This window comes from Halostagnicola sp. A56 (genome assembly GCF_000691505.1).
Classification (GTDB): Archaea; Halobacteriota; Halobacteria; order Halobacteriales; family Natrialbaceae; genus Halostagnicola.
This window is the reverse complement of sequence record NZ_JMIP02000014.1, coordinates 494011-519639: the sequence shown is the minus strand read 5'-3', so window position 1 is coordinate 519639 and position 25629 is coordinate 494011. Positions and strand designations below refer to the sequence as shown.

Here is a 25629-nt window from a genome sequence, read left to right as displayed (position 1 = left end):
ATCGTCGGAACGAGGGTCGCGGTGTCGGAACGCGGAGGTCGTCCGTCGACCCCGACGGCGTCGCCCGACGATCAACTGAAACCGATTTTCTGTCAGTCTAACTGGTCGAGCGCTACATTTACACCGCTCGGTCCTCTCTTTCAATCCATTCTACCATGGCGACCTCCGACCACCATCGAGCTGCTCTGCAATCTCGCACTCGACAGCAGGAGGCCGTCGCTGCGCTCGGGCAGCGGGCCCTCGAGACCGACGACGTCGACGAGCTGTTGGACGAGGGAGCCGAAGTAGTCGCAGAGACGCTTCCGGCCGACTGCTGTGGGGTTTTCGAGGCGATCGACGGGGACGACGAGTTGTGCCTGCGGGCGGGCCACGGCTGGGAGTCGGGGTCCGTCGAGACCGCAACGATCCCGGCCAACGACGAGTCCGACGGGACGCCCGACCTGCTGTCTGCGGTGCCGGTCGCCGTCGCGGAGCTCGCGGCCGATCCTCGGTTCGACGGCCCGGAACTGTTCGACGCCCACGAACTCGAGAGCGGGCTCTGCGTTGGAATCGGCCCGGCGGACGATCTGTGGGGCGTTCTGGGCGCGTACACGACAGAGCGACGGGAGTTCGACGACCACGAAGAGGCGTTCCTCCGATCCGTCGGGACCGTCCTCGCGTCGGCCATCGATACCAGACGAACGAAACGGTCGCTGCGGGCCGCGGAGACGCTCACCGACCGCATCGTCGAGACAAGTCCGGTCGGAATCACCGTCATCGACGCCGACGGCCGGAACGTCTTCGCGAACAGCCGCGGGGAAGAACTCCTCGGTCGCCCCCTCGAGACGCTCCGATCCTACGATCACGACGACGACCGGTGGAATCTCGTCGACGCCAGCGGCGACCCGATAACGGGCGATGCGATGCCGTTTTCCCAGGTCGAAGAGACGGGTGAGGCGGTCTACGGCGAGCGGCTGGGGATCGACCACCCCGACGGAACGCGGGTGTGGCTATCGGCACACTGCGCGCCGTTGACCGACGAGGACGGCGAGTTCGACGGTGCGGTGTACTCGCTCGAAGACGTAACCGACCGAACCCATCTCGAGGACGAATTCGAGACGACCCTCGACCGGGTCACCGACGCCTTCTACTCGCTCGACGACGACTGGCGGTTCACGTACCTCAACGACCGCGCCGAGGAGTTGATCGACTTTCACGATCGAGGGCTGGTCGGCGAGATGATCTGGGAAGCCTTCGAGTGGACGGCCGATTCGACGTTGCGCACGGAGTACGAGCGGGCGATGGCGACCCAGGAGCCGACGTCGTTCGAATTCTACTATCCGGCTCCCCTCGAGCGCTGGTTCGAGATCAACGCCCACCCCTCCGAGACGGGGTTGTCGGTCTACTTCCAGGATATCTCAGAGCAGAAGGCGATCGAACGAGAACGCGAGCACAACACCGAAACGCTGCATCGGCTGTACGCCATCGCGTCGGACCAACGCCGGTCGTTCGACGAGAAGGTCGATCGGATGCTCGAGATCGGGCGCGAACGGCTCGGCCTCGAGGTCGGTTACCTTGCCAAGACCGATCTGGAGTCGGATCGCTTCGAGGTGACACACGCCAGCGGCGAGAGCAAGACTATCTATCCGGGATCGGTCGCGCCGCTGTCGGAGACGTACTGTCAGCGGGTGCTCGAGACCGATGGCCTGTTCGGATTTGCCGACATTTCGACGGTCGACGCGACGGACGCGATTGACGATCAGGTCTACGATCGGTGGGAGTTAGACTGCTATCTCGGCGGCGAAGTGATCGTCGACGACGAACGATACGGAACGCTCTGTTTCGAAGATACGTCGCCGCGGTCCGCGCCGTTTACGCAGACCGAAGAGACGTTCGTCGAGCTCATCACCCAGTGGGTGAGCTACGAACTCGGCCGCCAGCGCCGTGAAAAGCACCTCCAGCGATACGTTCGGTACATCGACGCCGTACTCGATACGATCGACGACGTGTTCTGTATCGTCGACGAGGACGGCCGGCTTCGACGCTGGAACGAGACGCTCCCCGAAATAACGGGATATTCGCCGGCCGAACTCGAGTCGGTTCACGTCTCGACGTTCTTCGCGCTCGCGGACGACACCGTCGAACGCGCGATCGAACATGGATTCGAAGCGGGCCAGATCCGGACCGAGACGCCGCTTCGAACGCGAGACGGCGAGACGCTCGAGTACGAGTTCGTCGTCTCGGCCCTCGAGACGCCCGAGGGGGAGACGGTGCTCGCCGGCATCGGGCGGGACATCTCACGGCGGAAAGCCCGCGAGCGCGCACTCGAGGAGAGCGAGCGCCGATACCGGACCCTCGTCGAGCAGTTCCCGAACGGTGCGGTCGCGTTGTTCGACGAGGAACTGCGCTACACGCTCGTCGGCGGACAGTCTGTTCACCCTGTCGACACCACCGTCGACGATATCGTCGGCGCGACGCTCTGGGAGCGGTACCCAGCGGCGCTCGCGACGACACTCGAGCCGCACTTTCGGGCCGCCCTGGACGGGGAACGACGGTCGTTCGACTTCGAGTATCTCGACTCGCACTGGCACGCACACACGCTTCCGATCAGCGACGAGGACGGGACGGTGTTCGCCGGCATGATGATGGTACAGGACATCACCGAGCGGGTTCGTTCCAAGCGAAAACTCGAGGGGCTCGTCGACGAACTCGAGGAGTCGAACGAACGCTTAGAGCAGTTCGCGTACGCGGCCTCCCATGACCTGCAGGAACCACTCAGGATGGTCTCGAGCTATCTCACGCTCGTCGAGCGCCGGTACGGCGACGTACTCGACGAAGAGGGAACGGAGTTTATCGACTTCGCCGTCGACGGCGCGGACCGGATGCAGGAGATGATCGACGGACTGCTCGCGTACTCGCGGGTCGATACCGGCGGGAATCCGTTCGAACCGGTCGACTGCGAGCGGCTCCTCGAGGACGTGTTAGCCGATCTCGAGATGAAGATAGACGAGACCGACGCCGAGATTACCATCGAATCGCTCCCGACCGTCTACGGCGACCCGGGACAGCTGCGACAGCTGTTTCAGAACCTCCTCGATAACGCGCTCACCTACGCCGGCGGGGAGTCGCCGCGCGTGACCGTTTTCGCCGAGCAGTCCCAGTCATCGTGGACGATTTCGGTGCGCGATTCGGGAATCGGAATCGACCCGGCCGACGCAGACCGGATCTTCGAGGTGTTTAACAGACTTCACAGCATCGAAGAGTACGCTGGGGCTGGAATCGGACTCGCGCTCTGCCAGCGAATCGCCGAACGACACGACGGTCGAATCTGGGTCGATTCGAACGGTACGGACGGGTCGACGTTCTCAGTCCAACTCCCAGCACCGCTACAGCAATGACAAAGCGACCGACTTCCAGCGCCGAACCGGCTCGAATCCTGCTCGTCGAAGACAATCCCGGCGACGTTCGACTGACGAAAGAGGCGTTCAAACGCGGCCGAATCGAAATCGAACTCGACGTCGTCTCCGACGGCGTCGACGCGCTCGAGTACCTTTCCCAGGAAGGTGAGTACGCGGACGCGCCGCGGCCCGACCTCGTTTTGCTGGACCTCAATCTGCCTCGGATGAACGGCGAGGAGGTTCTCGAGGAACTGCAGGACGACCCAATGCTCCGGCGGATCCCGGTGATCGTCCTGACGAGTTCGCAGGCCGAAGAGGACGTCATCACGTCGTACGATCTGTGTGCGAACGCCTACCTCACGAAACCAGTCGATCCGGACGCGTTCATCGAGACCGTCCGAACGTTCGAGAAGTTCTGGTTTTCGATGGTCCGGTTACCGCCGGAGGACGATTCACAGTGACCAGCACGAGCCCCCACGAGCGCGCGGAGGTCGGGACTCCGACCCGGTGAACCGACAGACGGCGACGGACGCGAACGAGGCCGCCGCCGATCGGGCGATCCACGTCCTGCTGATCGAGGACAACCCCGGCGACGCGCGATTGATCCGCGAAATGCTTCGGGATTCCGAGGAACTCACCCAGCGGTTCGACCTGGACGAGCGGGCGGGCGACCGGCCGACGATCACCTGCGAGTCACGCCTCGAGGACGGTCTCGAGACCCTCGAGACGACGCGCATCGATGTCGTTTTGCTCGATCTGAACTTGCCGGACAGCCACGGCCTTGAGACGCTCGAGGCGGTCCACGAGACGGCCGAATCGGTGCCGATCGTCGTGTTGACCGGCGTTCGCGATCAGGAGATCGGTGTTCGGGCGATCCAACGCGGCGCACAGGACTTCCTCGTCAAGGACGAAGTCACGACCCCGCTTCTGGTTCGGACGATATACCATGCGATCGAGCGCGCCCGACAGCGCCGCGAACGCCGGCGACGCCGACGGCAGATGGAGTCGCTCAACCGGCTGAACCGGATCGCTCACGATACGACCCACGCGGTTATTACGAGCGACACGCGACGGGAACTCGAGCAGCAGGTCTGTGACCGCCTCGCCGACTCCGACGCCTACCAGTTCGCCTGGATCGGCGGCCTGAATCCGGGTAGCGACGAGGTCACGCCGCGTTCGAAAGCGGGTTCCGACGAAGAGTATCTCGAGCGAATCACGGTCACCGCCGGCGACGACGAGTTCGCGCAGGGCCCCGGTGGAAGCGCACTGCGGTCACAGGAGGTCCAGATCACCGCCGACGTGCGGACCGATCCCGACTTCAAACCGTGGCGCGAGGTCGCACTGGAGTACGGCTATCGCTCCGTCGCCTCGGTTCCGATCAGCCACGAGGAGCTCGTCTACGGCGTCCTGATCGTGTATTCGACGACAGTCAACGCGTTCTCCGGCCCCGAACGCGACGTGCTCTCTCGGTTGGGCGACGTCATCGGACACGCGATCACGGCGATCGAGCGTCGGGAAGCGCTCGTCAGCGACGCCGTCGTCGAACTCGAGTTCCAGATCGACGACCTCGCGGACCCGCTCGTCGACCTCTCGACGGAAGCGTCGGTAACGGTCCGGTTCGATCGCCTGATCTGGGAGGGCGAAACGCTGCTGGCGTACGGCTCGGCCGACGGCGTGTCTCAAGACACGTTCGAAGACGCCATCGACCGGACGACGCGGTTCGAAGACGTTCGATTCCTCACGAAGGGCGACGATCAGTTCCAGTTCGAACTGGTCGCCCCCATCGTCGATTCCCTGTTCGAGACCATCGCGACCCACGGCGGCCGGGTCTCGTCCGTGACGATCGACGACGGCGAGTTTCGATTCGTGGTACAACTCCCGCAGGGTCGTGACACCCGCCGCATCGTCGAACTCGTCCGGGACAGTCACGAGGGCATCAGTTACCTGTCCCAGCGATCCTACGATCAACGCGAAACAGACGAGTTGGGTGCACAGTCCGTGCTCGAAGAAAAGCTCACGGACAAACAGCGCGTCGCGCTCGAGACGGCCTACGCCGCCGGTTACTTCGATTGGCCACGGGGCAGCACCGGCGAGGAGATCGCCGAGCGACTCGACATCTCTCCGGCGACGCTCAACCAGCACTTGCGGACCGCGGAGCGAAAATTCTTTGAGTCGATGTTCGAGTCCTCGAGAGAGGACGGCTCGTAGCCCCAGATCTGCGCTCCCAACCAGCCACAGTGGCGCCAGCTACTTACAATCGCCAAAATAGTGAAAATCGCTGCCTCGAGCGCTCACGCCCGGCGGGGTTCGCCCGCGGGGGCGGTCGTCTCGTCGCCGCGTCGACCGGAGATGGCGACGGCGGCCATCGAGATCCCGGTGAACAGGAGGCTCACGCCGACGATCAGGCCGATGGCCCAGGCGGCGTCGGCGGGGAAACCGGCCCAGAGCAGCGCCGCCAGCACGAGCGAGACCGCGCCGCTCGCGCCGATCGTCGCGCGGCCTGGCTCGCCGGCCATGCGGGTCGCCATCCAGAGTTCGGCGATCCCGTCGACCACCAGGTACGCGACGAGCAGGAGCGTCAGGCTCACGAGCGCGATAACGGGGTTCGCGAGGACGAACAGCCCGGCGACGAGGCTCACGGCGCCGACCGCGAGTTGCCAGGCGGAGCCCTTCCAGCCGCGGGTCGTCACCGAGTGCGCGCCGTGGACGATCCCGCTCACGATGAGCACCGCGCCCAGCACGACGGCTACCGAGAGGCCGGTTACGACCGGTAACGCGATCGCAAAGAGGCCGAGTAGTCCGATAACGCCGCCGGCGAGTGCGAGCGTGCGCCACCCGCGCTCGAGGGAGTATCCGGGAGTCGATTCGTCTGTGGTCGTGGTAGAACTCATTGTCTTACACCGACAGTAAATACGACTCGAGAGTAAATATAGGTATATTCGTTATTTGATAGTAGTTCCGGACGATGGACCGGTCTGGGTCCGTGACGGACAGTATGAGAGTTTTAGATCTGTTCGTTTCCAGGTCATATTTTTCGATGAACGAACGAAACCGAGCGTCGAGCCGTCACACGACGACGGATCAAATCGGGGACGTCGCTCCCGAATATATCAAAATAAAATATTATTCTTTCAGGAGGACACTCAGATACGATTGAATCAGGTCCTTCCCCCCGATTATTCCCAGATTCGTCAACAGTTGCGACTTTCACGATTATGTTAGATTCCCAATAAGTACTTGACCGAGCGTTTTGTAGGATCGTAACAACAGAATGGTTTCCGCCGAGCCCAGCGCTCTCTTCGGAGGGCCGCGTCGATGAGCGTTCCCGACCGCATCGCCGATGTCGTAACGGCACGTACCAAAACGGTCCTCGTCGTCCTCTTGGTGCTGACCGCGCTCGTGGGGGCGGGGGCGACGATGGTCGACGACGATTCCTCGCTCGACCAGTTCGAGAGCGACTCGCCGGAAGGGAAGGCCCAGGCCTACATCGACGAGAACTTCACGTCCGAGGAGGCGGCGAACACGACGAGCGTCCAGTTGATCTATACGACCGACAGCGACGCCGTCGACGGTGGTGACGCGTCGTCCGTCAACGTCTCGAGCGAGAACGCCCTCTCCCGGGAGTCGTTGCTCGCCTCGCTCGAGTTCCAGCAGGAACTTCGGGACGACGAGTCGATCAACGACACCCTCGCCGATGAGAACCCGATCGTCGGCGTCGAGAACCTCGTGGCCTACACCGCGATCGCCGACGAGCAGGTCGCCGAACTCGAACAGCGGGGGAGCGAACTCGAGAACCGAAGCGCCGAACTCAACGCGACCAGCGAGCGACTCAGCGCGGGTATCGACGACGTTCGCGAAACCCAGCGCGCCTACGAGGAGTTGAACGCGACGGCCGAGCCCGGGAGTCCGGAGTACGAGGCCCAGGCCGAAGCGTACGAGGCACAGATAGACGAAACCGTCTCCGAGGCGACCGCGGGACTCGACGAGGAACAGACCGCCGCCTACGAAGACGCGGTCGAGAACGCCCGCTCGATCGAGTCCCAACTCGCCGCACTCGAGGCCGAGTACGGCGAACAGGTCCAGGAGCAGGAGGCCTACAGCGAACTGACGGCGCAAATGGAGGAGGTCTACACCGCCGCGACGATGGGCGTCCTCGAGGACGAGTACGCGGCCCTCGAGTCTGAATCCGAGCAACTCGAGGAGGAGCAAGCGGCGCTCGAGGAGAGCGGCCAAGATAGCGAACGGCCCTCGCTCGAAGAACAGATCGAGGCGCTCGAGGGCCTCGACGATGAGGAGTTCGAAAACGCCGTCGAGCGGACCTTGAGCGACGACGCCGAATCGGGCGGGGACACAGCGCTCGGACTGATGCCCTCGTCGTACGAACCCGGCTCGACCGAGGCTGACGCGCGGATGACCCTGATCACCCAGTCCGGTTCGGGCGGCGGGAGCGGCGGTGCGGAGATGGGCGCGGTTAGCGACCGAATCGTCGAGAGCCAACTCGACATCCGCGAACTCGCGACCGACTACGACGACGACGAACTCGCGGGCGGTTACATCGTCTTCGGCGGCGGCATTCTCACCGACGAGATCGACGGCTCGATGGCGGACAGTCTGGCCATCGTCGGCCCGCTCGCGCTCCTGTTCGTCGTCGCCGCGCTCGCGGTCGCCTACCGCGATCCGATCGACATCGTCCTCGGAGTGGCCGGCATCGGGGCCGTCCTGCTCTGGACGTTCGGGTTCATGGGGTGGGCGGGGATCGCGTTCAACCAGATGTTCGTCGCCGTCCCGGTCTTACTTATCGGGCTCTCTATCGACTACGCGATTCACGTCTTCATGCGCCACCGTGAGCAACGCGGGGTGGAGGGCGGCTCGACCGCGCAGTCGGGAGCCGAGGCGACCGGCGGGAAACAGGAGCCGGACGACGTACGCGGATCGATGCGGATCGCGCTCGCGGGCGTCGGCATCGCTCTTGTCTGGGTCACCGCGACGACCGCCATCGGCTTCCTCGCGAACCTCGTGAGTCCCATCGGCCCGATTCAGGAGTTCGGTATCGTGAGCTCCGTCGGTATCGTCGCCGCGTTGATCGTCTTCGGCGGGCTCGTCCCCGCGGCGAAAATCGAGATCGACTCGTTCCTCGAGGCCCGCGGCTACGACCGGCGAAAGCGGGCGTTCGGGACCGGTGAGGGGCGCTTCAGCGACGTCCTGGCCGTAGGATCGACTGCGGCGCGGAAGGCCCCGCTGATTCTCATCGTCGCCGTCCTGTTGCTGACCGCCGGCGGCGTCTACGGCGCGACGCAGGTCGACACCAGTTTCAACCAGGAGGACTTCCTCGCGGAGAGCCCGCCCGGGTGGACTGAGAACCTGCCCGGACCGATGAGCCCCGGCGAGTACCAGGCCACCGACGACCTCGATTACGTCAACGAGAACTTCCAGCGTGCTGACTCGCAAGCCGAGATACTCACGCACGGGGCGGTGACCGACGACGAGACGCTCGAGCGAGTAGCAGACGCGGAAGCCGAGGCGGCCGAAAGCGACGTCGCCTATACGCTCGCAAACGGCGAGGCTGACGTGCAGAGCCCGCTCTCGGTGATGGAAGAGACCGCCGCGCAGAACGAGTCGTTCAACGAGTCGTACGCCGCCGCGGACACGAACGGCGACGATGTGCCCGACGAGAACGTCTCCGCGCTGTACGACGAACTCTTCGAGGTCAACGAGGAGGGCGCAACCCAGGTCATCCACCGAACTGACGACGGCGAGTACGAGTCCGTCCGCATGGTTGTCGCCATCGACGGGGACGCGGGCTTCGACGAGACGACCGACGAAATGCGAACGATCGCCGCGGGAATCGGCGACAGCGGCGGGGGCGGCGACCAGTTCGTCACCGAACCCGACGGCCGCTGGAGTGCCATCGCGACGGGCGACCCGGTCGTCAGCTACGTCGTCGAACAGGACCTGCTCGAGACGGTCCTGCAGAGTCTCGCGATCACGCTCGTGTCCGTCTTCGTCTTCCTCTCCGTGGCCTACCGACTGACCGGCAACAGCGCGACGCTGGGTGCCGTAACGTTGCTCCCGGTCGCGTTCTCGGTGAGCTGGATCCTCGGGACGATGTACCTCATCGGGATGCCGTTTAACGTCCTGACGGGGATGATCACGAGCCTGACTATCGGGCTCGGCGTGGCCTACAGCATCCACGTCAGCGCCCGCTACACTCTCGAACTCGAGCGCCAGGGCAACGTCTGGCACGCGATGTACACGACCGTCACCGGAACCGGCGGCGCGCTGCTTGGAAGCGCGGCGACGACGATCGGCGGCTTTGGCACGCTCGCGTTCGCGATCCTGCCCGTGCTCAGACAGTTCGGGATCATCACCGCGCTGACGATCACGTACGCGTTCCTCGCCAGCGTCGTCGTCTTGCCGACACTGCTCGTGTTCTGGACGCGCTATTTCGGGCCGGATGTCTCCTTCGATCCCTCGAGCCGACCGGCGTCCGCGACCGCGGCGAGCGACGGCGGCCGCCCCAAACTCCAGTCTGAGGAAGCCGAGTCCGCTGGTTCGGACGGTGACGAGCGATGACGAATCCCCAGCGTCGTGAGTTGCCGTGGAGAAAGCGACTCGAGATGGCGGCCCGCGCCCGCAGACGAGGTGATGACCGTGACGGAAGATGACGACGAGTCCGAAGCCAGCGAGTCGGCGCGCCCGGCCGAAGCGGATGGCTCGGGACAGGCCAGTGAGCGGTCGGAGTCGGACGCCACACCGCGTTCTGACGATGCTCCGAGCACCGATAACACGGTATGCGACGACGCACAACCCACCGATAACGCCGTACGCGCCGACGACGCACCGCGCGCCAACGACGAAGGGAGCGCGGTCGAGGCGTTCGAATGCCTCGGGCTCACCGGCTACGAGGCGAAGGTCTTCATCGCGCTTCACCGCCTGGGGTCGGGAACGGCGCGCGACGTCGCCGAGGTCACCGACGTTCCCCGCTCGCAGGTCTACAGCGTCGCCGAGAACTTAGAGCGACGCGGCCTGCTCGAGGTCCACCACGCCAGTCCGATCCGATACCGACCGGTCCGGGTCGAGGAAGCCAGAGAGACGCTTCGTTCGCGGTTCGAACGCGAACAGGATCGGGCCCTCGAGTACGTCGAGTGCGTGCAGGCGGAAACGCCGACCGAGGAGACCACCGAAGAGATCTGGACGGTTCGAGGGCGCGGGCGCGTCGACGATCGCATCGTCGACCTGCTTTCGAACGCCGACGAGCGGATCGTCTTCGCCGTCCGATTGCCGGCGCTATTCGACTCCGAAATAGGGCGCGTTCTCGAGGACCAGGCGGGCGACGATGTCTCGGTCACCGCCATCAGCACCGCACCGTCGGTTCGCGAGCGACTCGCGGACTGTGAAAACGTCCGCGTTCACGAACCGTGCGAACCGCGAACGGAAGACGAACGATCCGGACGGATCGCCGTCGTCGACGACGACAGCGTGCTCTTGAGCGTCGTCGACGACGACGGGAGCGAGACCGCGATCTGGAGCGTCGAATCGCTGTTCGCGTCCGTCCTGATCCAACTGATCGAGGCCAACGAGGACACGCTCGAGCGGCTGGCCTAGCGGCTCCGTTACTGCCGTCGAGCCGGACTGACCTCGAGCGCGCCAGCAGGAGGTGGCTGCTGAGAGCTGCCGACAAACTATTGATAAGTATGATGGTAATAACTGATGATCGACAAAGACAGTCCTGTTGAACTGAATATTGTCCGAACCGGAATAGTTATTCATCCATACTATCAAATTTGTGACTATGGGGGAAGACCTATCACGCCGGAGTCTCATCCGGCGCGGCAGTACAGGCATTGCAACAGTGGGGATTGCGAGTCTCGCCGGCTGTACGGGAAGTATCCCGTTCGTCGGGGGCGACGACTACGGTGGGGTGTCGATGGGCAACTGGCTCGCCGACCCAGCGTTCGAGGAGATACTGGATACGTCGGGGAACCAAGACTTCGAGATTTCGGAAAGTACGCGAACCGACGCGGGGTTCCAGTACGTCCTCCCCGAACCGATATTCGACTACGCGGACGAACTTGACGGGTACCAGCAACTACAGGGCGGTTCGGTAGCCCAGCTTCGTGAACGGGTCGGCGTTCCTGCCTCCGATCTCGACTGGCAGCTTTCCCAGAACCTCGCGTGGGAGTGGGAGTACACTCGCCAGAACCAGTTTGGCGAGACGACTACAGCACAGCAACGCTCCACCGTCACCATCGACATCCTCGGGGGTGCGTTCGAAGCCGACGCAGTCGAAGACACCCTCGAGGACTGGGCCGGCGACGGCCTCTCGGGGGAAGGAGAATACGAGGGGTACGATTTCTACGAGACCGGAACCGCCGCGATCGGCGTCGGTGAGGAAGTGATTATTCAGATCACGTCCGACCGGAGTAACATCGATCACCTCACGGTTCTCGAGATCGCGATCGACGCGAACGTCGATGGTTCTCCGCGTCTAACCGACGATGACGACGCCAACGAACTGCTATCGCAGTTCGATCAGGGCCACATCAACAGCGGGGTGCTAACCGAAAACCCCGAAGAACGGTTCGGAACTGGGAGCGAGGAAGCCGGGTGGGAAACGGGACTCATCGGTCGCTCGAGGGCGAGTTCGATCGACGGCGAGTCGGCGGAGATTTCCGCCGTCTTCCTGTATGAATCGGAACGAAACGCGGTCGCGGACGACGTCGAGTCGTACATCGAGCGTAATCGCGATCTCGGCGACGAGTTCGCGACGCTCGAGGACTACTCGGTCGAGGAAGACGGTCGAGCGGTGACCGTGTCGGGAACCGTTCGGACACAGGCGTATTTCTGAGGTGGGCGAGGGTTCTCCTCGAATTCGTCTAAAAGACGCCGGATGACGCCGTTAGACGGGACCCGGCGCTCACAGGGCGAGCGACCGGTTTCGTCGAAACGTGCGGTCGCTTTCGGACAGTTCTCGCGGATGTGTGGGCGATGTCGGAGACGAGGTGCCCACGCGCTACTGGTACCACGTGCCCCTACGTAGCTAACCGCAGGCTGTCGCCATGACAGGCAGCGTCGAACCGTCGTGGGGGATCCACTACAGCGTCTGTATGGTGACCGAACCGTCACTACTCCGCGACTAGCGTGAGTATTGATACGTTCCGTCGGTCGGTTCGCACACGGTGAGTCCGCTCGCCTAGTTCCGGACGATCTCGCCTCGCGGCTGATTCAGTTGTTCGCCGGCGAGCACGCGATTCGCCCGACGGAGCCGTTCGGACAGTGCCTGATGCGAGATGTTCAGCTCCCGTGCAAGTTCCTCGAGCGAGATCTCGCGCGGAACGTCGTAGTAGCCCTGCCGGTAGGCTTCCGCGATCGCTTCGCGCTGGGGTTCGGTCAGCGCCGCGCTCGATTCGAGGTCGGCGTTCCGGCCCGCCTCGACCATCCGTCGGACGTCGACGGTGACCTCGTGGCCCTCGATGGCCCCCATCGCACTCGAGAGGCTCTCTCGACGCGGGAAAAGTAGTCTGAGCGTCCACTGGCCGTTCGAGACGCTCGCCTCGAGTATCGAGCCGTCGTAGTCGAAGACACAATCGCACACGTCGACGACGCTCGAGTCGTACTCGAGGCGATAGAGTCGCTCCGTACCGTCGGAACTGGTGAGCAGTTGCCGAAATTCGCACACGGTCGGATCGTCCGCGAGCGCGGATTCGACAGTCTCGCGATCGACGTTCGAGAACCAGATGAGCGGCATCGGTTGGTGTCCTTCCCCGGCGATGCTCTCGACTCGAAGCTCGAGCTCGGGGGTGGACTGGCAGGTGTCTGCGAGCGCGAAATCGGCGGCGGTGACCGTTATCTCCGCGATCGTCGTCATCGTCTCTCACCGGTAGGACGGACGTTCGAGTCCGGATGCGTACTGGTACTACTGGCGCGGTCTGTGGAGGACTCGAATCGTATCATAGTATCTCATCCGATCCGGATCGGGGGCGGGGGTCGGTCGAAGAAGCGTCCCCAGAGCGGATCGAAGTGAGATGAACGAACAGCATCGAGCAGATTGACCGGCGGGCTTTGGTACTCCGGTCGTTTAAGACAGCGTATGAGCGGCCCTGAGCGTTCGGAATAGAAGCTATTCGGCTGTAAGAACAGGTTACCGACAGCAACCGTCTCGAGCCCCCGACCGGTAGACCCCGATTGCGATCGAGGTCTCGACCGAAGCCCGTTCGCTCGTATCCGACCCCGTCGAAAGGACGAACGTCGCCGTCGAAACCCTCGAGCGTAACTCTCGAACCGCTCGATGGAAAGCGCTCGCGCACCGTTCGTATCGAAGCAATAACAAACGACCGATCGCTCGAGGGGACTTGCACAGATGTCCGTCGGACGAGCGGTCGACATGCGAGAGGCCGAAGACGAAGCCTTCGCCAGCGCCGTGATCGGCGCGCTCATCGCCGGGTTAGTGTTCGGAGTCTTCCTGCACCGAACCGGGCGAATGACGGCGGTCGCCACCCTGTACAGGCAGGACGACGTGGCCGTCGCGTGGGCGTTTCACTTCCTCCACAGCTTCGTCGCCGGGATCGCCTTTCTCGCTGTCGTACTGTTGCTTTCGCGTCTCGATCCGTTCGGCGTGACGAGTCTCGAGCGTCCTATCGGTTTTCCGATCGCGACGGCCGTCGCCGGACTCCTGTACGGGATCGTTCTCTGGGGATCGCTCGTCGCCACGCTGGTGCCGCTGTGGGGGAGAGTCGTCGGCTTCGAGCGGCCGTTCCCGTATTTCCACCGACCGACTCTGATCGGCCTCGTGGTGTTCGGCGGGATTCTCGGATCGCTCTACGGCATTTGCTTTCTATTGTCGACCCGCCAGTGAGGGCGTCTCGGTGTGGGTCGCTCGTCGAACGGCGACGACCTCCGTCACGTTCGTTTTCCGACCAGTGACCCAACTGACTTGCACCCCGAGTCCCAATGTGGAGTATGGGCGAGGACGCGAATTCGGTGTCGGTCGACGAACTCCTCGAGTACTGCCGGACGCAGGCGGGCTTGCTCTCGGGATCCGTCGAGCGGATGGGCGCGGAAGCCGACGCATTACTTGACGAGATCGACGACGAGATGGCGGCGATCCGAACGCGCCTCGAGGAGCGTCCGGACTCGGTGACCGGCCCCGAATCCCCTTCCTCGGCTGTCGGTCCCGGCGGTCGCGAACCCGAGGTCGACCTCGAGGCGATCGAGGAACTCGAAGCAGATCTCGAGCAAAAACAGACCATCGTCGAGGCGAAACAGGCCCGAATGGACGCCTTTCAGAGTCTCGCTGCCGACTACACCGATCTCGCGACGACACTACAACAGGGCGACGAGGAGTGGCGGGACGCACTCGAGCGAGTGATCCAGTTCGAAGCCGACCACGACGCGCCAGCGTACTTTCAGGATCGCCAGACGTTACTCGAGGCCGCGGTCGCCGACTCGGACGCTGACCCGGAGTTAGGCGTGGACGAGTAGTCCTGCCGAGCGGTGTGGGTCGCCATCTCGTCTGAATACTGCGAGATCGCTCTCTCATATAAATCGAGAAACGACCGATTCGCCCACCCGGCAGGCAGTCACACGGACGTGACGAAGATCGTGTCAGGCAGTACTATATTCTAGCAGCGAAACGACACGACCATGTCCACTCGAGCAGCGAGTCTCCGCCTTCGGATGGTCGCCGCCATACTCGGGTTGTCGGTCGTGACGATCGGACTACTCGCGGGCGTCTGGATCGTTTTCTACGCGCTCTTGGCCGTCGTCGAGAGCTCTTTCGCACCACAGATTGCCTTCATCGTTACCGCTGGGGCGCTACTGACGATCGGGTATCTCGAGTACACGCATCTCGGAACGGTCGAACGGCTCGCGGACGCCCACCCCGTGGACCGAGAAACGGCACCGGACCTCTACGAGACGACGACCCGCGTCGCCGCCCAGCTCGACGTTCCCGTCCCGACCATCGCGGTCTCAGAGCGGGAGACGCCAGAGGCCCTGACCGTCGGCTTTCGGCCGGACTCTGTCCACCTGATCCTCTCGCTCGGGACGGTCGAATCGCTCGAACCCGCCGAACTCGAGGCGGTGATCGCCCACGAACTCGCACACGTCAAAAACAGGGATGCGATGGTGATGACTGTCGTTTCCCTCCCGGTCGTTCTCGCCGACGGGATGCGATCGCGGATCACGGCGATCGAGCGGCCCGGATGGACGATCGTCATCATCGTTCCGCTTGCGGCGCTGTCGGCCGTGATCTGGGTCGTCGGCAGAACGATCACGGCCCACCTCTCGAGAGCCAGAGAGGTCGCCGCCGATCGAGCGGCGGCGGAGATAACTGGGTCGCCGGCCGCCCTCGCCGATGCCTCGGGAAGTTAGACCATCACATATCCGAGACGCCCGCTCGTGACCTCCGGCAGGTCTCCGGGGTTTCCTCGTTGTCGATCCTCCCGCTCGAGCCGACGGAACTGGAGAAGGTCATGCTCGGGCCCGACGGTGAGACCGAGCCAGCCTACTGGGAGCTTCGACGGCGACTCCACCGACTCGAGCGACGACTGTTCGGCAGCCACCCGTCGACGGAGGATCGAATCGCCGCGTTGCGGGACCGACAGCGAGCGGTGGAGGCGAGCTAATTACGGGGGATACGGAGAACGCTTGGTTTCAGGGCGGGGAGGATGTCAACGCGGCCGTTTCAGAGGGTATCGCCCTGCCTCGAGTTGTCGGTGACGTCGCTCGAGGCGAAACGGCACGGTTGACGTCACTCACTGGGCCTGTGTTACGGACCCTTCTTCGTTCGGCTGGACGACGACGAACCCCTCCGATCCAGTGAACTCCATCTGAACCGATTCGCCGGAGGTCTGACCGATCTCGAACAGCTTGTTCGTCTCGAACGACGGGGAGAGATTCGCGCTCCACGCGACCGTCGCATCCGGATCCGTGTAGACCGGCGGCGTCACGACGAGCGGATCGCCGTGGGTCGAAATCGCGACTTCCCCCGGACCCGAGAGGTAGACGTTCGTCAGGCCGCCCGCCGCCATCCCCGAGATGCTCTTGACGGTGTTGATCTCGTAGTCGACGCTCGTTTCGAACGCGAGAACGTCGTTTCCGTTGACCGAGATCGATTCGTCGGCATCGAGGTCGAGTAACTGGACCTTCTTGCTCTGTTCGGCGATATACAGGTGGCCGTTTCCCGTCGCCTCCATGATAGGCGTCCCTTCCCCGCTGACGGCCTCCTTTACCATTCCGGTGAGACCACCTTCGGCAGACGATTTTCCCGTGAACGTGATGTCGCCGGTGTAGGCGACCATCGATCCGGCTTTGACCATCACGGTTCCGTCGAGCGGGATATCGAGCAACCGGTTGTTCTCCTTTTGAAATCCATCGCCGCCTTCGTCTGGTGCGTTAGACTGCGTAAACTCTTGTAACTCCATGATAACAGACGTGAGGTTTCTCGTCCGGTCATATAGGTTTTCATTAGTAGTTTCTGTGTCGGCAACAGGTGTCGGTCGCAGCTGTTACTGCTGGATCTCAATCTCCCGAAGACCGACGGATTCGCGGTCCTCGAGAAACTCAGAGAGAACGGCGATCACCCCCGGATTCCGATCCTCGTTCTCACGAGTTCGAACGCCGACGAGGACATTCTCAAGAGCTACGAACTGTCCGCCAACGCGTACCTCACGAAACCGGACTGCCCCGACGAGTTCGTCGAGATGGTCGAAACGATCGAGTCGTTCTGGTTCGACGAGGTCCACCTCCCGCCGTCGCCACCGTAGTTCGACGAGGTTCCTCCCGCCGTCGCCCCCGTAGGTTCGACGAGTTCCATCCCCCACCGTCGCCGCCGAGACACACTCGCGTCACTCGCACTGTCAGGAGACGTTCGACTCGCTCGAGGGAGCCTCGAGGCACCCACCGCTCTCGAGTAACGCTTCGAGAACGTCGCGGTCAGACGGCGCGTCGATGAGGTGTCCCGCACACTCACAGTCCGACGAACCGAACCCCCGAAATCGATCGCCGGGAATCGACCGGGCGAGTTCGCACTCTCGTCGTTCGTCCGGAAAGAAGACGGGGCTCTCGAGGGTCGCGTCGGGGCACCCGAGCAGGTAGTCGACGTGCCAGTGGCGCGTCTCGCGCTCGCCGCGGGCGAGTTCGGCGTGGCGATCCACGCGGCAGAATCCGCCGGGGCCGAACGCGCTGCCGACGTAGGCGTAGGTTCCGGCGTCGAACGCGATCGGTCCCAGCGACCCGACCTCGAGGGTCGTCGGTCGCTCAAGAGAGAGAACGAGAACGTAGGTTCCACGCATGCGTTCGAGTCGACGGTCGGTTCCGACGGCAAAAACGGAGTCGGTTCGATCGAGTCCCGATTCGGGCAATAGGTTACGTCTCGTCGGTACCGGGGTCCTCGACGGCGGGCAACCCGGTCGCCATCAGGCGGCGTGCGATCGCGACGAGGCCGTTGTCGAACCCGCGGCCGAAGACAGCTTGCTCGCGTTCGTGTTCGCCCGACGACGATTCGTGGAAGGTACTCACCAGAATCGAACTCTGGTCGACCAGAAGTAGCCGACTGATCTCCGTGTCGTCGCCCGACCAGAGAGAGCCCGAAAGCCACGCAAGACCCGACACGAAGACCTGGGTTCCCGGTAGTTCATCCTGTACGCGTTCGCGGATCGACTCCGCCGTCGTTCCGATGATGACGGTGACACCGCGCTGTTGGGCCGCCCTGATCCGCTCAATTAGTTGTTCGGTGAAAATGTCATCGTCCCCGAGGACGAAGACCAGTTCCTGATCGGCGTCGTCGATCAACTGCTGTGTTCGGCTCGTGATTCCGGCCATTCCTGACAGCGACCACACCTCATGGGTGACGTCCGTTTCGGCGTTCGTGGATAGTGAATCGATCGCCTCGAGCGAGTCTCTGAGCGAGTCCGTCCGCGAGTCGTACTTCTGCTGGAGCGTGTCGTCCGCTTCGGCGACGGAAACGGCCCGAAATCGCTGCGGGTTCGAGTGTTGGATCTCGACCAGTCCGCTCGACTCGAGCACTCGCACCGCGTCGTACACGCGAGTACGAGGAACGTCCGAAACTTCGCTGATCTCCTTTGCAGTCCCCTGTCGGAGACGGGTCAGTGCGACGAAGGCCTTCGCCTCGTATTCCTGTAGCCCGAGCTGTTGGAGCAGTTCGACTGCCTCTTCGTGGTTCGATAGCTCATCCATGGGTCCCAACCCCACCACCGGACATCCAGTAGCTGAGTACCATTTACCGCTCCACGTGAAAACACCTTCCGCTTGGCACGATCTCACGGAAACGCCATGTTAGTCCGGTCTGCTACGAACCCCAGAGAGACTCCGTTTCCGCCCCCAAGAGGGGGTCTGATACAACGCGCGAAGTCGACACGACCCTCGAATGTGTGGCGACCGAACGAATCGGTAGGTGTTTTCACTCAGATAATCACAACAGAGATATACGGGGTGACTGTGAAGTGGGAACCGGTACGCGGCTTCAAGTAGGGTCCCAACCACGCTGTCGCCGTGTACCGGACTCCCTTCGGGGAGATTTCCATACCGACGACCCATTTCGATTATGTCCCAGAATACGGGAGATGAACCAGAGTCTCGCGCCGCGACACAACTCGAGGCGTTCGGACTGAGCGCCTACGCCGCCCGGACGTTCGTCGCGCTCGTCAGCCTCGGCGACGGAACGGCCCAGGACGTGAGCGACGTCTCCGAGGTTCCGCGAACGCGCGTGTACGATGCAGCCGCGGAGTTGCGCGACCGCGGCCTCGTCGATGTACAGCACTCGAGCCCCAGGCGATTCGTCGCCATCTCCGCGGAGACCGCCGGCCGGCGGTTCAAACAGGACTACGTCCACCGAGCGAACGAGCTGACGGACGCGCTCGATTCGCTCGAGCCGAAAACGCTGTCGTCGGAACAACGAGGCGTCTGGACCGTGACGGGGCGGGAAACGATCACCGAACGGCTCCTGTCGTTCATCGAGGAGGCGACGGACGAAATCGTGTACATGACCGTCGAAGCCCTCCTCTGTGAGACGCTCACCGACGCGCTTCGGGCGGCGTCCGATCGGGGCGTTATGATTCGGGTTGCAGGGATGTCGCCGGCTGCGACCGCGGAGATTCGCCAGTCGATCCCGAACGCCGAACCGTTCGACTCGCTGTGGGACTGGTCGGATATGCCCGCCGGACGCCTTTCGATGATCGATCAAGAGAAGACGCTGGCGAGCGTCCTCGTGGCCGAAGACGGCACAGAGCCGCCCGGACATCGCGACGAGACGGCGATCTGGGGGACGGGTGAGACGAACAGTCTGGTAATGGTGCTGAAGGCGATATTCACGTGGCAACTCGACGGGAATAGAGACGAGTGAGTCACGTCGAAGACACGATTGGCGCTGTGGGAGCACTAACTCGCTAACTACTATTCGAGTCACTGACTCAGCCGCTGGTACTTGGGCCACGAACTCAGCCGCTGGTACTCGAGTCACTAACGCGACGACTACTCTTCGAGGTCACTACCGCAGCAACTACTCTTCGAGTCGCCTCGAGACGAATCCGAGGAGCGCTTCGACCCGCTCGTGAGAGCGGTACCTGACGGTCCCGGTTCGGCTATCGTATTCGATAACGCCCGCATCGGCTAACTGCGGGAGGTGAGTGTGATGAAGTTCGGCTCGAGCGATTCGCTGGTCATCCGTGTTCGAGGTCGGTGGATCGGTCTCTGTGCTCGGACTCGACCGAGCGGACCGCTCGGTGACGACGTCGGCGAGGGTTTCGATTTCGATGACACCACCGTTCTCGCGGAGTTGGCGGAGGATGGTTCGTCGCCGGGGGTCGGCGACCAAATGGAGTACTGTCTCGGTCGAGATAGTCCGTGTGTTGACGTTCATAGAAAGTCCCACCATGTTCAGACGGGACATTCGCTCGCAGGAACATGGATGTGAATATTCGGCCCCACTGGGGAAAGCAGTGGTGTTAACCCGAATCCTCACACCTCGTCATCCAGCGGTCTTCACTATCGTTTTCCCGGTGACCGTCCTTGGGACGATCATGGAACGCGCACTCGTTATCGGCGGCACCCGCTTTATCGGCCGCCACCTCGTCGAGGAACTGCTCGAGCACGACTACGACGTGACGATATTCACCCGCGGGACCCACGAAAACCCGTTCGCGGAGGACGACCGGGTCACCCACCGCGAGGGCGACCGAACGAACGACTCGGCGCTCGAGGCCACGGCCACGGCCGTCGACCCCGACGCGGTCTTCGACTGCGTCGCCTACCACCCGAAGGACGTGCGTGCGGCGACGCGGCTGTTCGCTGACGCCGACGCGTACGTCTACGTCTCGAGTGGCGCAGCGTACGGGAGCGAGGAGATTCCAAAGCGAGAGGGCGAGACGGCCCTCGAGCCCTGTACGACCGACCAGGAGACCGACGACTCGAGCGAAACGTACGGGAATCGAAAGGCCGAGGGCGACCGGGCGGTGTTCGCGGCCGCAGAGCGCGGCGTCAACGCCATGTCGGTTAGACCCTGCATCGTCTACGGGCCCCACGATTACACCGAACGGCTGGACTTCTGGATCGACCGCGTGAACGAGTACGATCGGGTCCTCGTCCCCGGCGACGGGACGAACGTCTGGCACCGAGCCTACGTCGAGGACGTCGCCAGCGCGCTACGGATCGTCGCCGAGCGCGGCGAGCCGGGCGAGGCCTACAACGTCGGTGACCGGCGACTCGTCACGCTCGAGGAATCGATCGAGCTAATCGCGTCGGCGCTGGACACGTCCGTCGAGGTCGTCGACGCGGGCCGCCGCGAACTCGAGGCCGGCGAACTCGAACCCGCCGACTTTCCGTTCTATCGGTCCTACCCCCACGTCCTTTCGACGGCGAAACTCGCCGATCTGGGCTGGGAGTCGACGCTGCTGTCGACCGCCGTCGACCGGTCGGTCGCCGACCACAGAGAGAGCGACCGTGACGGAGCGGACCACGACCCGGGGCGGGAAGCGGAAGAACGCGTCCTCGGGATCCTCGAGACGATGTGACGAGATCGATGGCGGCTCGAGACAGCGCGGACAAATCGGCGTCTACGATTCGGACGACATCGCCTAGATACCGTGGCTACACCGCGCCTACACGGGGAGCGGCAACGAACGTGCGTCGTCCGTCCCGACTCTCGCAACGACCCGAGAGCAAAGGATCGAACGTTTACGCGTTCACAACTCTCTTAACATATAGATAATTAGTCTGGTAGGAAAAGGCTTATTACGCCGTTCAAGGGTTCGAGGATCATGGCAACGCCGATCCAGCGTGCCGTCGATATTTATCGAAACGAGGGTGCCGCGACACTCTCGACCAAGGCGCTTCGGAGCCTCCGCAGGCGGGCCGCAATGGCGTACTGGCGCGCTCGCAAGTCGCGGACGTTCGAGATCGCCGGCGTCGAAGCGACATTCGACACCCGCGGTCGCGCCGCGCGATCGCTGCGGATCTTCGATAGCGGCGAGCGAATCATGGTTCGGGACCTGGTCTCGGAACTCGAGGAGTCGGACGTGTTCTGGGACGTCGGCGCGCACATCGGATTTCACTCGAGTCTCGCCGGTCAGCGAGCCCAGCGTGTCGAGGCGTTCGAGCCGACTCCACACACCGTCCGGCAGGGGCGAGCGAACCTCGAGCGAAACGAGGTCGACGGCCAGATGCACGAGTGTGCGATGTGGGACGCCGACGAAACGCTCACGCTCGATCCCGACAGTTCCGCGACTGGCGGCGGCGCGATATCGGTGCCCGCCCGCAGGGGCGACAGCCTCGTCGACGAGGGGCTACCACGACCGAACGTCGTAAAGATCGACGTGGAAGGAGCCGAACCACGCGTGGTCGACGGGATGGCCGAAACGCTGGCCGACGATGGCTGCCGGACCGTCTACTGTGAGGTTCACCGCCCCGCGGACACGCGGCCGTCGGTCGAGGACCACGGCTCCTCGGTCGAGGGATTCCTCGACTCGCTCCGTGACCTCGGCTTCGCCCTCGAGACGCTCGCGGATCGGGGCCCCGACTTCCACATCAAAGCGACGGCCCTCGAGTGAGGTGACACTCGTTCGCGACGAGAACGCCTTTATATCGCGGCCGCCCTCCACAGAGATATGTTCGATAAGTCGACGTGGATTCGCCTGCCGCGAAACGTCGTCGTCGGCAAGGGCGTTCGCTCGCGGTTCCTCGAGGTCGTCGACGACCTCCACCTTCGGGGGCGACCCCTGTTCGTGACGAGTCCGACGCCGCGGTCGATCGCGGCGGAACCGATCGCCGCCGACCTCGAGGCGGCTGGGATCGATCCGGCCGTCGTGACCGTCGAGCGGGCGAGCTTCGAAGCAGTCGAGGAAGTCATCGAGACGGCCGAGGCCGAGGAGGTGACCTACCTCGTCGGCATCGGCGGCGGGAAGGCGATCGATATCGCGAAGATGGCCAGCCATCACCTCGAGATGGGCTTTTGCTCGGTGCCGACGGCGGCGAGCCACGACGGCATCGTCAGCAACCGCGGCTCGGTACCGGACGGCGATACGCGCCACAGCGTCGCCGCCGAACCGCCGCTCGCGGTCGTCGCAGACACCGAACTCCTCGCGGACGCCCCCTGGGAGCTCACGACCGCCGGCTGTGCGGATATTATCTCGAACTACACCGCCGTGATGGACTGGCGGCTCGCCCACCGGCTCAAGAACGTCGAGTACTCCGGCTTCGCCGGCGCGCTGGCGGAGATGACCGCGGAGATCCTCGTCGACAACGCCGATCACGTCCGCCCCGGCCTCGAGGAGTCGGCCTGGATCGTCACCAAAGCGCTGGTCTCCTCGGGCGTGGCGATGTCCATCGCCGGCTCCTCGAGACCGGCAAGCGGTGCCGAACACCTCTTTTCGCACCAGCTCGACCGGCTCGAGCCCGGTACCGCCCTCCACGGCCATCAGGTCGGCGTCGGCTCGATCATGACCGCCTACCTCCACGACGGCGAGCGCGGCATCTGGCAGGACATCAGGTCGCGCTCGATAGCATCGACGCGCCGACGACCGCGGCCGAACTCGGTATCGACGACGAGACCGTCATAGAGGCGCTGACGACCTGTCACGCGATCCGCGACCGGTACACCATCCTCGGCGACGGGATGAACGAGGAGGCCGCTCGAGAGGTCGCCACGACGACCGGCGTCATCTCCTGACGCGGCTCCACCGAAGCGGGCCGGGTCACAGCCGAGAATTACACGTGCTCGTCGAGGAAGTCCGCGATTTCGGCGTAGGCCTCGATCCGGTTGTCGAGTTTCGAGAAGCCGTGACCCTCGTCGTCGAAAAAGAGCTTTCGGACGGGAACGCCCTGCTCTCGAGCCTGGTCGACGATCTGTTCCGCCTCGCCGACGGGCACCCGCGGATCGTTCTCGCCGTGGAGGACGAAAAGTGGCGCCTCGAGCGACTCGACGTTATTGATCGGCGAAATTTCCTCTAAGAACTCCCGATCGTCGGCGAGCGAGCCGTACTCCGCCTCTCGGAGTTTCCGCCGCCAGTCGCCGGTGTTCTCGAGGAAGGTGACGAAGTTGGCGATGCCGACGACGTCGATTCCGGCCGCCCAGAGGTCGGGGTACTCCGTCAGCGCGGCGAGTACCATGAACCCGCCGTAGGAACCACCCTTGCAGGCGATTCGATCGGGGTCGATCGCCAGGTGATTTTGCAGCCACTCGACGCAGGCGCGGATGTCGGCAACCGAGTCCATACGCTTTTCGACGTCGTCGAGGCTCGCGTACTCGCTGCCGTAGCCCGCTGAACCGCGAACGTTGGGTTCGAAGTAAGCGTAGCCTCGATCGAGGAAGTACTGCTTGACGCTCGAGAACGACGGCCGGCGCTGGCTCTCGGGGCCGCCGTGGATGTCGACGATGACCGGCGTCGCCCCCTGCCCGGTCGATTCGGGGAGTGTGAGAAAGCCGGGCACCTCCAGTTCATCGAAGCTCTCGACGTGTTCGATCGTCGATTCACGGAAGCGCTCGCGGGAGATGCCGGCCGTCGGTGCCGCGGTCCACCGGTCGGACTCACCGGTCTCTACGTCGACGACGAAGACGTTCGTGTTGATCGTATCGCCGGACGTCGAAACCGCGAATCGCTCCGCGTCGGGGCCGAAGCTCACGCCGCCGGCGATACCGCCCGGCAGATCCGGTTCGGGAAACGTCTCGAAGTTCGTCGGTGCGTCAGAATCGAACTCCCCGACCGTGAGGTCGGTGTAGCCCTCGACGTTTCGGGAGAAGACGAACCGGCCGGTCTCGTCGTCGACCGCGATACCGTCGACGTTCCACTCGCCGCCCGAGGCGACCGTCTCGAGCGTTTTCGTCTCGAAGTCCAGATACGCGAGCTCGAGCGTGTCGGACCCGCGATCCGTAATCAGATAGAGTCCCGGACTCTCCTCGCCCTCCGGCGGTATCGGTGCCCAGCTGGCACTCTGATAGCGAACGTTGCCCTCGTGTGGGGTGAGGTGCTCGAGTTCGGTCGAACCGGGGTCGATGGACTCGAGGTCAGTTTCGCCGTCGCCCGGTGCTAGGTCGAGCACGTAGAGGTCCTGATCGAAGTTCGAGTAGGCCTTCGAGACGAGCAGTTTCGAATCGTCGGGGCTCCAGCCCGCGAGCGTGAGCCAGCCGTCGCCTTCGAAGACGAGCGTCGCGTCGGCGGGAGACGACGACTCTTGTGCGCTCGAGTTTCGCCCGTCGACGTCGCCGCTCTCTGCACGCCGCTGGACGTACACGTCGAACACGGACTCGTCACGCCGATTTGAGGTGAACGCGAACCACTCGCCGTCGTGACTCCAGCCGCCCCAGCGGTGTTTCGCGTCGGGCGCTCGGGTCTGGTTCTGGACGAGGCCAGTTTCGGCGTCGAGTCGGAACAGTTGGGCGCGTTCGTTGCCGCCCTCGTCCATCCCGAAGAGCAACTCGGGCCGTTCGGGCGACCACGAGGCGAAGCTCACCTGTTCGTCCGTGAACGTGCGCTGTTCGGGCCAGGAGAGGGGGTCCTCGAGCGTCCAGACCTGCGGGACGCCGGTCGTGTTCATCAGAAACGAGAGGGACTCGCCGTCGGGGCCGAACGACGCGCCGTAGGCGCTTCGGATGTTGAGATAGCGTTCGATATCGTACATCGGCTACCTCGACTATCTCGGGTCGAGTCAGTAACCGTTTCCCCTCGAGACCGCGGGTATGCCGTGGCGAAACCCCCTCGTAGGTCCGGCCTAGTTCGTCCCGCCGAGACCAACGGTCTGT

17 protein-coding genes and 4 pseudogenes are annotated in these 25629 nt (G+C 63.7%); 14 read left to right on the top strand and 7 right to left on the bottom strand.

The genetic code is table 11. From position 1 onward, the window contains the following. The first annotated feature begins 155 nt into the window (after positions 1-155). Genes EL22_RS04400 through EL22_RS04390 form a run of 3 tightly spaced genes read left to right on the top strand, consistent with a single transcriptional unit; the run spans position 156 to position 5585 of the window. Complete coding sequence (locus EL22_RS04400; RefSeq protein ID WP_050050326.1) at positions 156-3377, top strand: PAS domain-containing protein; 3222 nt, start codon at positions 156-158, stop codon at positions 3375-3377. Beyond that, positions 3374-3838, top strand: a complete 465-nt coding sequence (locus tag EL22_RS04395; protein WP_050050325.1) for a response regulator — start codon at positions 3374-3376, stop codon at positions 3836-3838. The genes EL22_RS04400 and EL22_RS04395 overlap by 4 nt, the downstream gene beginning before the upstream one ends. Positions 3839-3884: 46 nt before the next feature. Then, complete coding sequence (locus EL22_RS04390) at positions 3885-5585, top strand: bacterio-opsin activator domain-containing protein (RefSeq protein WP_050050324.1); 1701 nt, start codon at positions 3885-3887, stop codon at positions 5583-5585. Between the two features lie 83 nt (positions 5586-5668). Here EL22_RS04390 and EL22_RS04385 read toward each other — a convergent pair whose 3' ends face one another. Next, positions 5669-6268, bottom strand: a complete 600-nt coding sequence (locus EL22_RS04385; protein ID WP_050050323.1) for an HdeD family acid-resistance protein — start codon at positions 6266-6268, stop codon at positions 5669-5671. Between the two features lie 424 nt (positions 6269-6692). Here EL22_RS04385 and EL22_RS04380 point away from each other — a divergent pair, with 424 nt between their 5' ends. From EL22_RS04380 to EL22_RS04370, 3 genes and pseudogenes are all read left to right on the top strand, one after another. Beyond that, on the top strand, positions 6693-9950 hold the full coding sequence (locus EL22_RS04380; RefSeq protein WP_050050322.1) for an MMPL family transporter: 3258 nt from the start codon (positions 6693-6695) through the stop codon (positions 9948-9950). A gap of 279 nt (positions 9951-10229) precedes the next feature. Further along, positions 10230-10982, top strand: a pseudogene (locus EL22_RS04375) (TrmB family transcriptional regulator); the annotation flags it as partial. A 187-nt stretch (positions 10983-11169) separates the two neighbouring features. Continuing rightward, complete coding sequence (locus tag EL22_RS04370; RefSeq protein ID WP_156184041.1) at positions 11170-12225, top strand: hypothetical protein; 1056 nt, start codon at positions 11170-11172, stop codon at positions 12223-12225. A 345-nt stretch (positions 12226-12570) separates the two neighbouring features. Here the strand turns inward: EL22_RS04370 and EL22_RS04365 are convergent, their stop codons facing one another. Then, positions 12571-13245 (bottom strand): helix-turn-helix domain-containing protein, encoded by a 675-nt coding sequence (locus tag EL22_RS04365; protein WP_050050320.1) that lies wholly within the window; start codon positions 13243-13245, stop codon positions 12571-12573. 492 nt (positions 13246-13737) lie between these two features. On the opposite strand from EL22_RS04365, the gene EL22_RS04355 reads away from it, so the two are divergent. The 3 genes and pseudogenes from EL22_RS04355 to EL22_RS04345 all read left to right on the top strand — a co-directional run bounded on the left by EL22_RS04355 (position 13738) and on the right by EL22_RS04345 (position 16003). After that, positions 13738-14232 (top strand): hypothetical protein, encoded by a 495-nt coding sequence (locus EL22_RS04355; RefSeq protein ID WP_050050318.1) that lies wholly within the window; start codon positions 13738-13740, stop codon positions 14230-14232. Between the two features lie 104 nt (positions 14233-14336). Beyond that, positions 14337-14858: a hypothetical protein gene (locus EL22_RS04350; RefSeq protein WP_050050317.1), complete on the top strand. Its 522-nt coding sequence runs from the start codon at positions 14337-14339 to the stop codon at positions 14856-14858. A 195-nt stretch (positions 14859-15053) separates the two neighbouring features. Next, a pseudogene (locus EL22_RS04345) lies at positions 15054-16003 on the top strand (M48 family metalloprotease). 129 nt (positions 16004-16132) lie between these two features. On the opposite strand, the gene EL22_RS04340 reads toward EL22_RS04345, so the two are convergent. Beyond that, positions 16133-16801, bottom strand: coding sequence for an AIM24 family protein (locus EL22_RS04340; protein ID WP_050050316.1), 669 nt, complete (start codon positions 16799-16801; stop codon positions 16133-16135). Between the two features lie 72 nt (positions 16802-16873). Here EL22_RS04340 and EL22_RS15860 point away from each other — a divergent pair. Next, positions 16874-17143: pseudogene (locus EL22_RS15860) on the top strand (response regulator); the annotation flags it as partial. A 93-nt stretch (positions 17144-17236) separates the two neighbouring features. On the opposite strand, the gene EL22_RS04330 reads toward EL22_RS15860, so the two are convergent. Together EL22_RS04330 and EL22_RS04325 are read right to left on the bottom strand one after the other, a co-directional pair. Further along, the gene (locus EL22_RS04330; RefSeq protein ID WP_050050510.1) at positions 17237-17671 is read right to left on the bottom strand and encodes a DUF123 domain-containing protein; all 435 of its coding nucleotides are present in this window, start codon (positions 17669-17671) and stop codon (positions 17237-17239) included. 73 nt (positions 17672-17744) lie between these two features. Further along, positions 17745-18575 (bottom strand): TrmB family transcriptional regulator, encoded by an 831-nt coding sequence (locus EL22_RS04325; protein WP_197075841.1) that lies wholly within the window; start codon positions 18573-18575, stop codon positions 17745-17747. Positions 18576-18942: 367 nt separating this feature from the next. Here EL22_RS04325 and EL22_RS04320 point away from each other — a divergent pair, with 367 nt between their 5' ends. Next, complete coding sequence (locus EL22_RS04320; protein WP_050050314.1) at positions 18943-19740, top strand: TrmB family transcriptional regulator; 798 nt, start codon at positions 18943-18945, stop codon at positions 19738-19740. Positions 19741-19896: 156 nt separating this feature from the next. Here EL22_RS04320 and EL22_RS04315 read toward each other — a convergent pair whose 3' ends face one another. Then, positions 19897-20256, bottom strand: a complete 360-nt coding sequence (locus EL22_RS04315) for a hypothetical protein (RefSeq protein WP_050050313.1) — start codon at positions 20254-20256, stop codon at positions 19897-19899. A gap of 160 nt (positions 20257-20416) precedes the next feature. Between EL22_RS04315 and EL22_RS04310 the strand changes: the two genes are divergently transcribed. The 3 genes and pseudogenes from EL22_RS04310 (at position 20417) to EL22_RS04300 (ending at position 23559) form a co-directional block, all read left to right on the top strand. Then, positions 20417-21406: an NAD-dependent epimerase/dehydratase family protein gene (locus EL22_RS04310; protein WP_050050312.1), complete on the top strand. Its 990-nt coding sequence runs from the start codon at positions 20417-20419 to the stop codon at positions 21404-21406. A 246-nt stretch (positions 21407-21652) separates the two neighbouring features. After that, entirely contained in the window at positions 21653-22441 is a 789-nt protein-coding gene (locus tag EL22_RS04305; RefSeq protein WP_050050311.1) for an FkbM family methyltransferase, read from the top strand. A 57-nt stretch (positions 22442-22498) separates the two neighbouring features. Further along, positions 22499-23559: pseudogene (locus tag EL22_RS04300) on the top strand (NAD(P)-dependent glycerol-1-phosphate dehydrogenase). A 38-nt stretch (positions 23560-23597) separates the two neighbouring features. Here the strand turns inward: EL22_RS04300 and EL22_RS04295 are convergent. Beyond that, positions 23598-25508, bottom strand: a complete 1911-nt coding sequence (locus EL22_RS04295) for a S9 family peptidase (protein WP_050050310.1) — start codon at positions 25506-25508, stop codon at positions 23598-23600. Positions 25509-25629 lie beyond the last annotated feature (121 nt).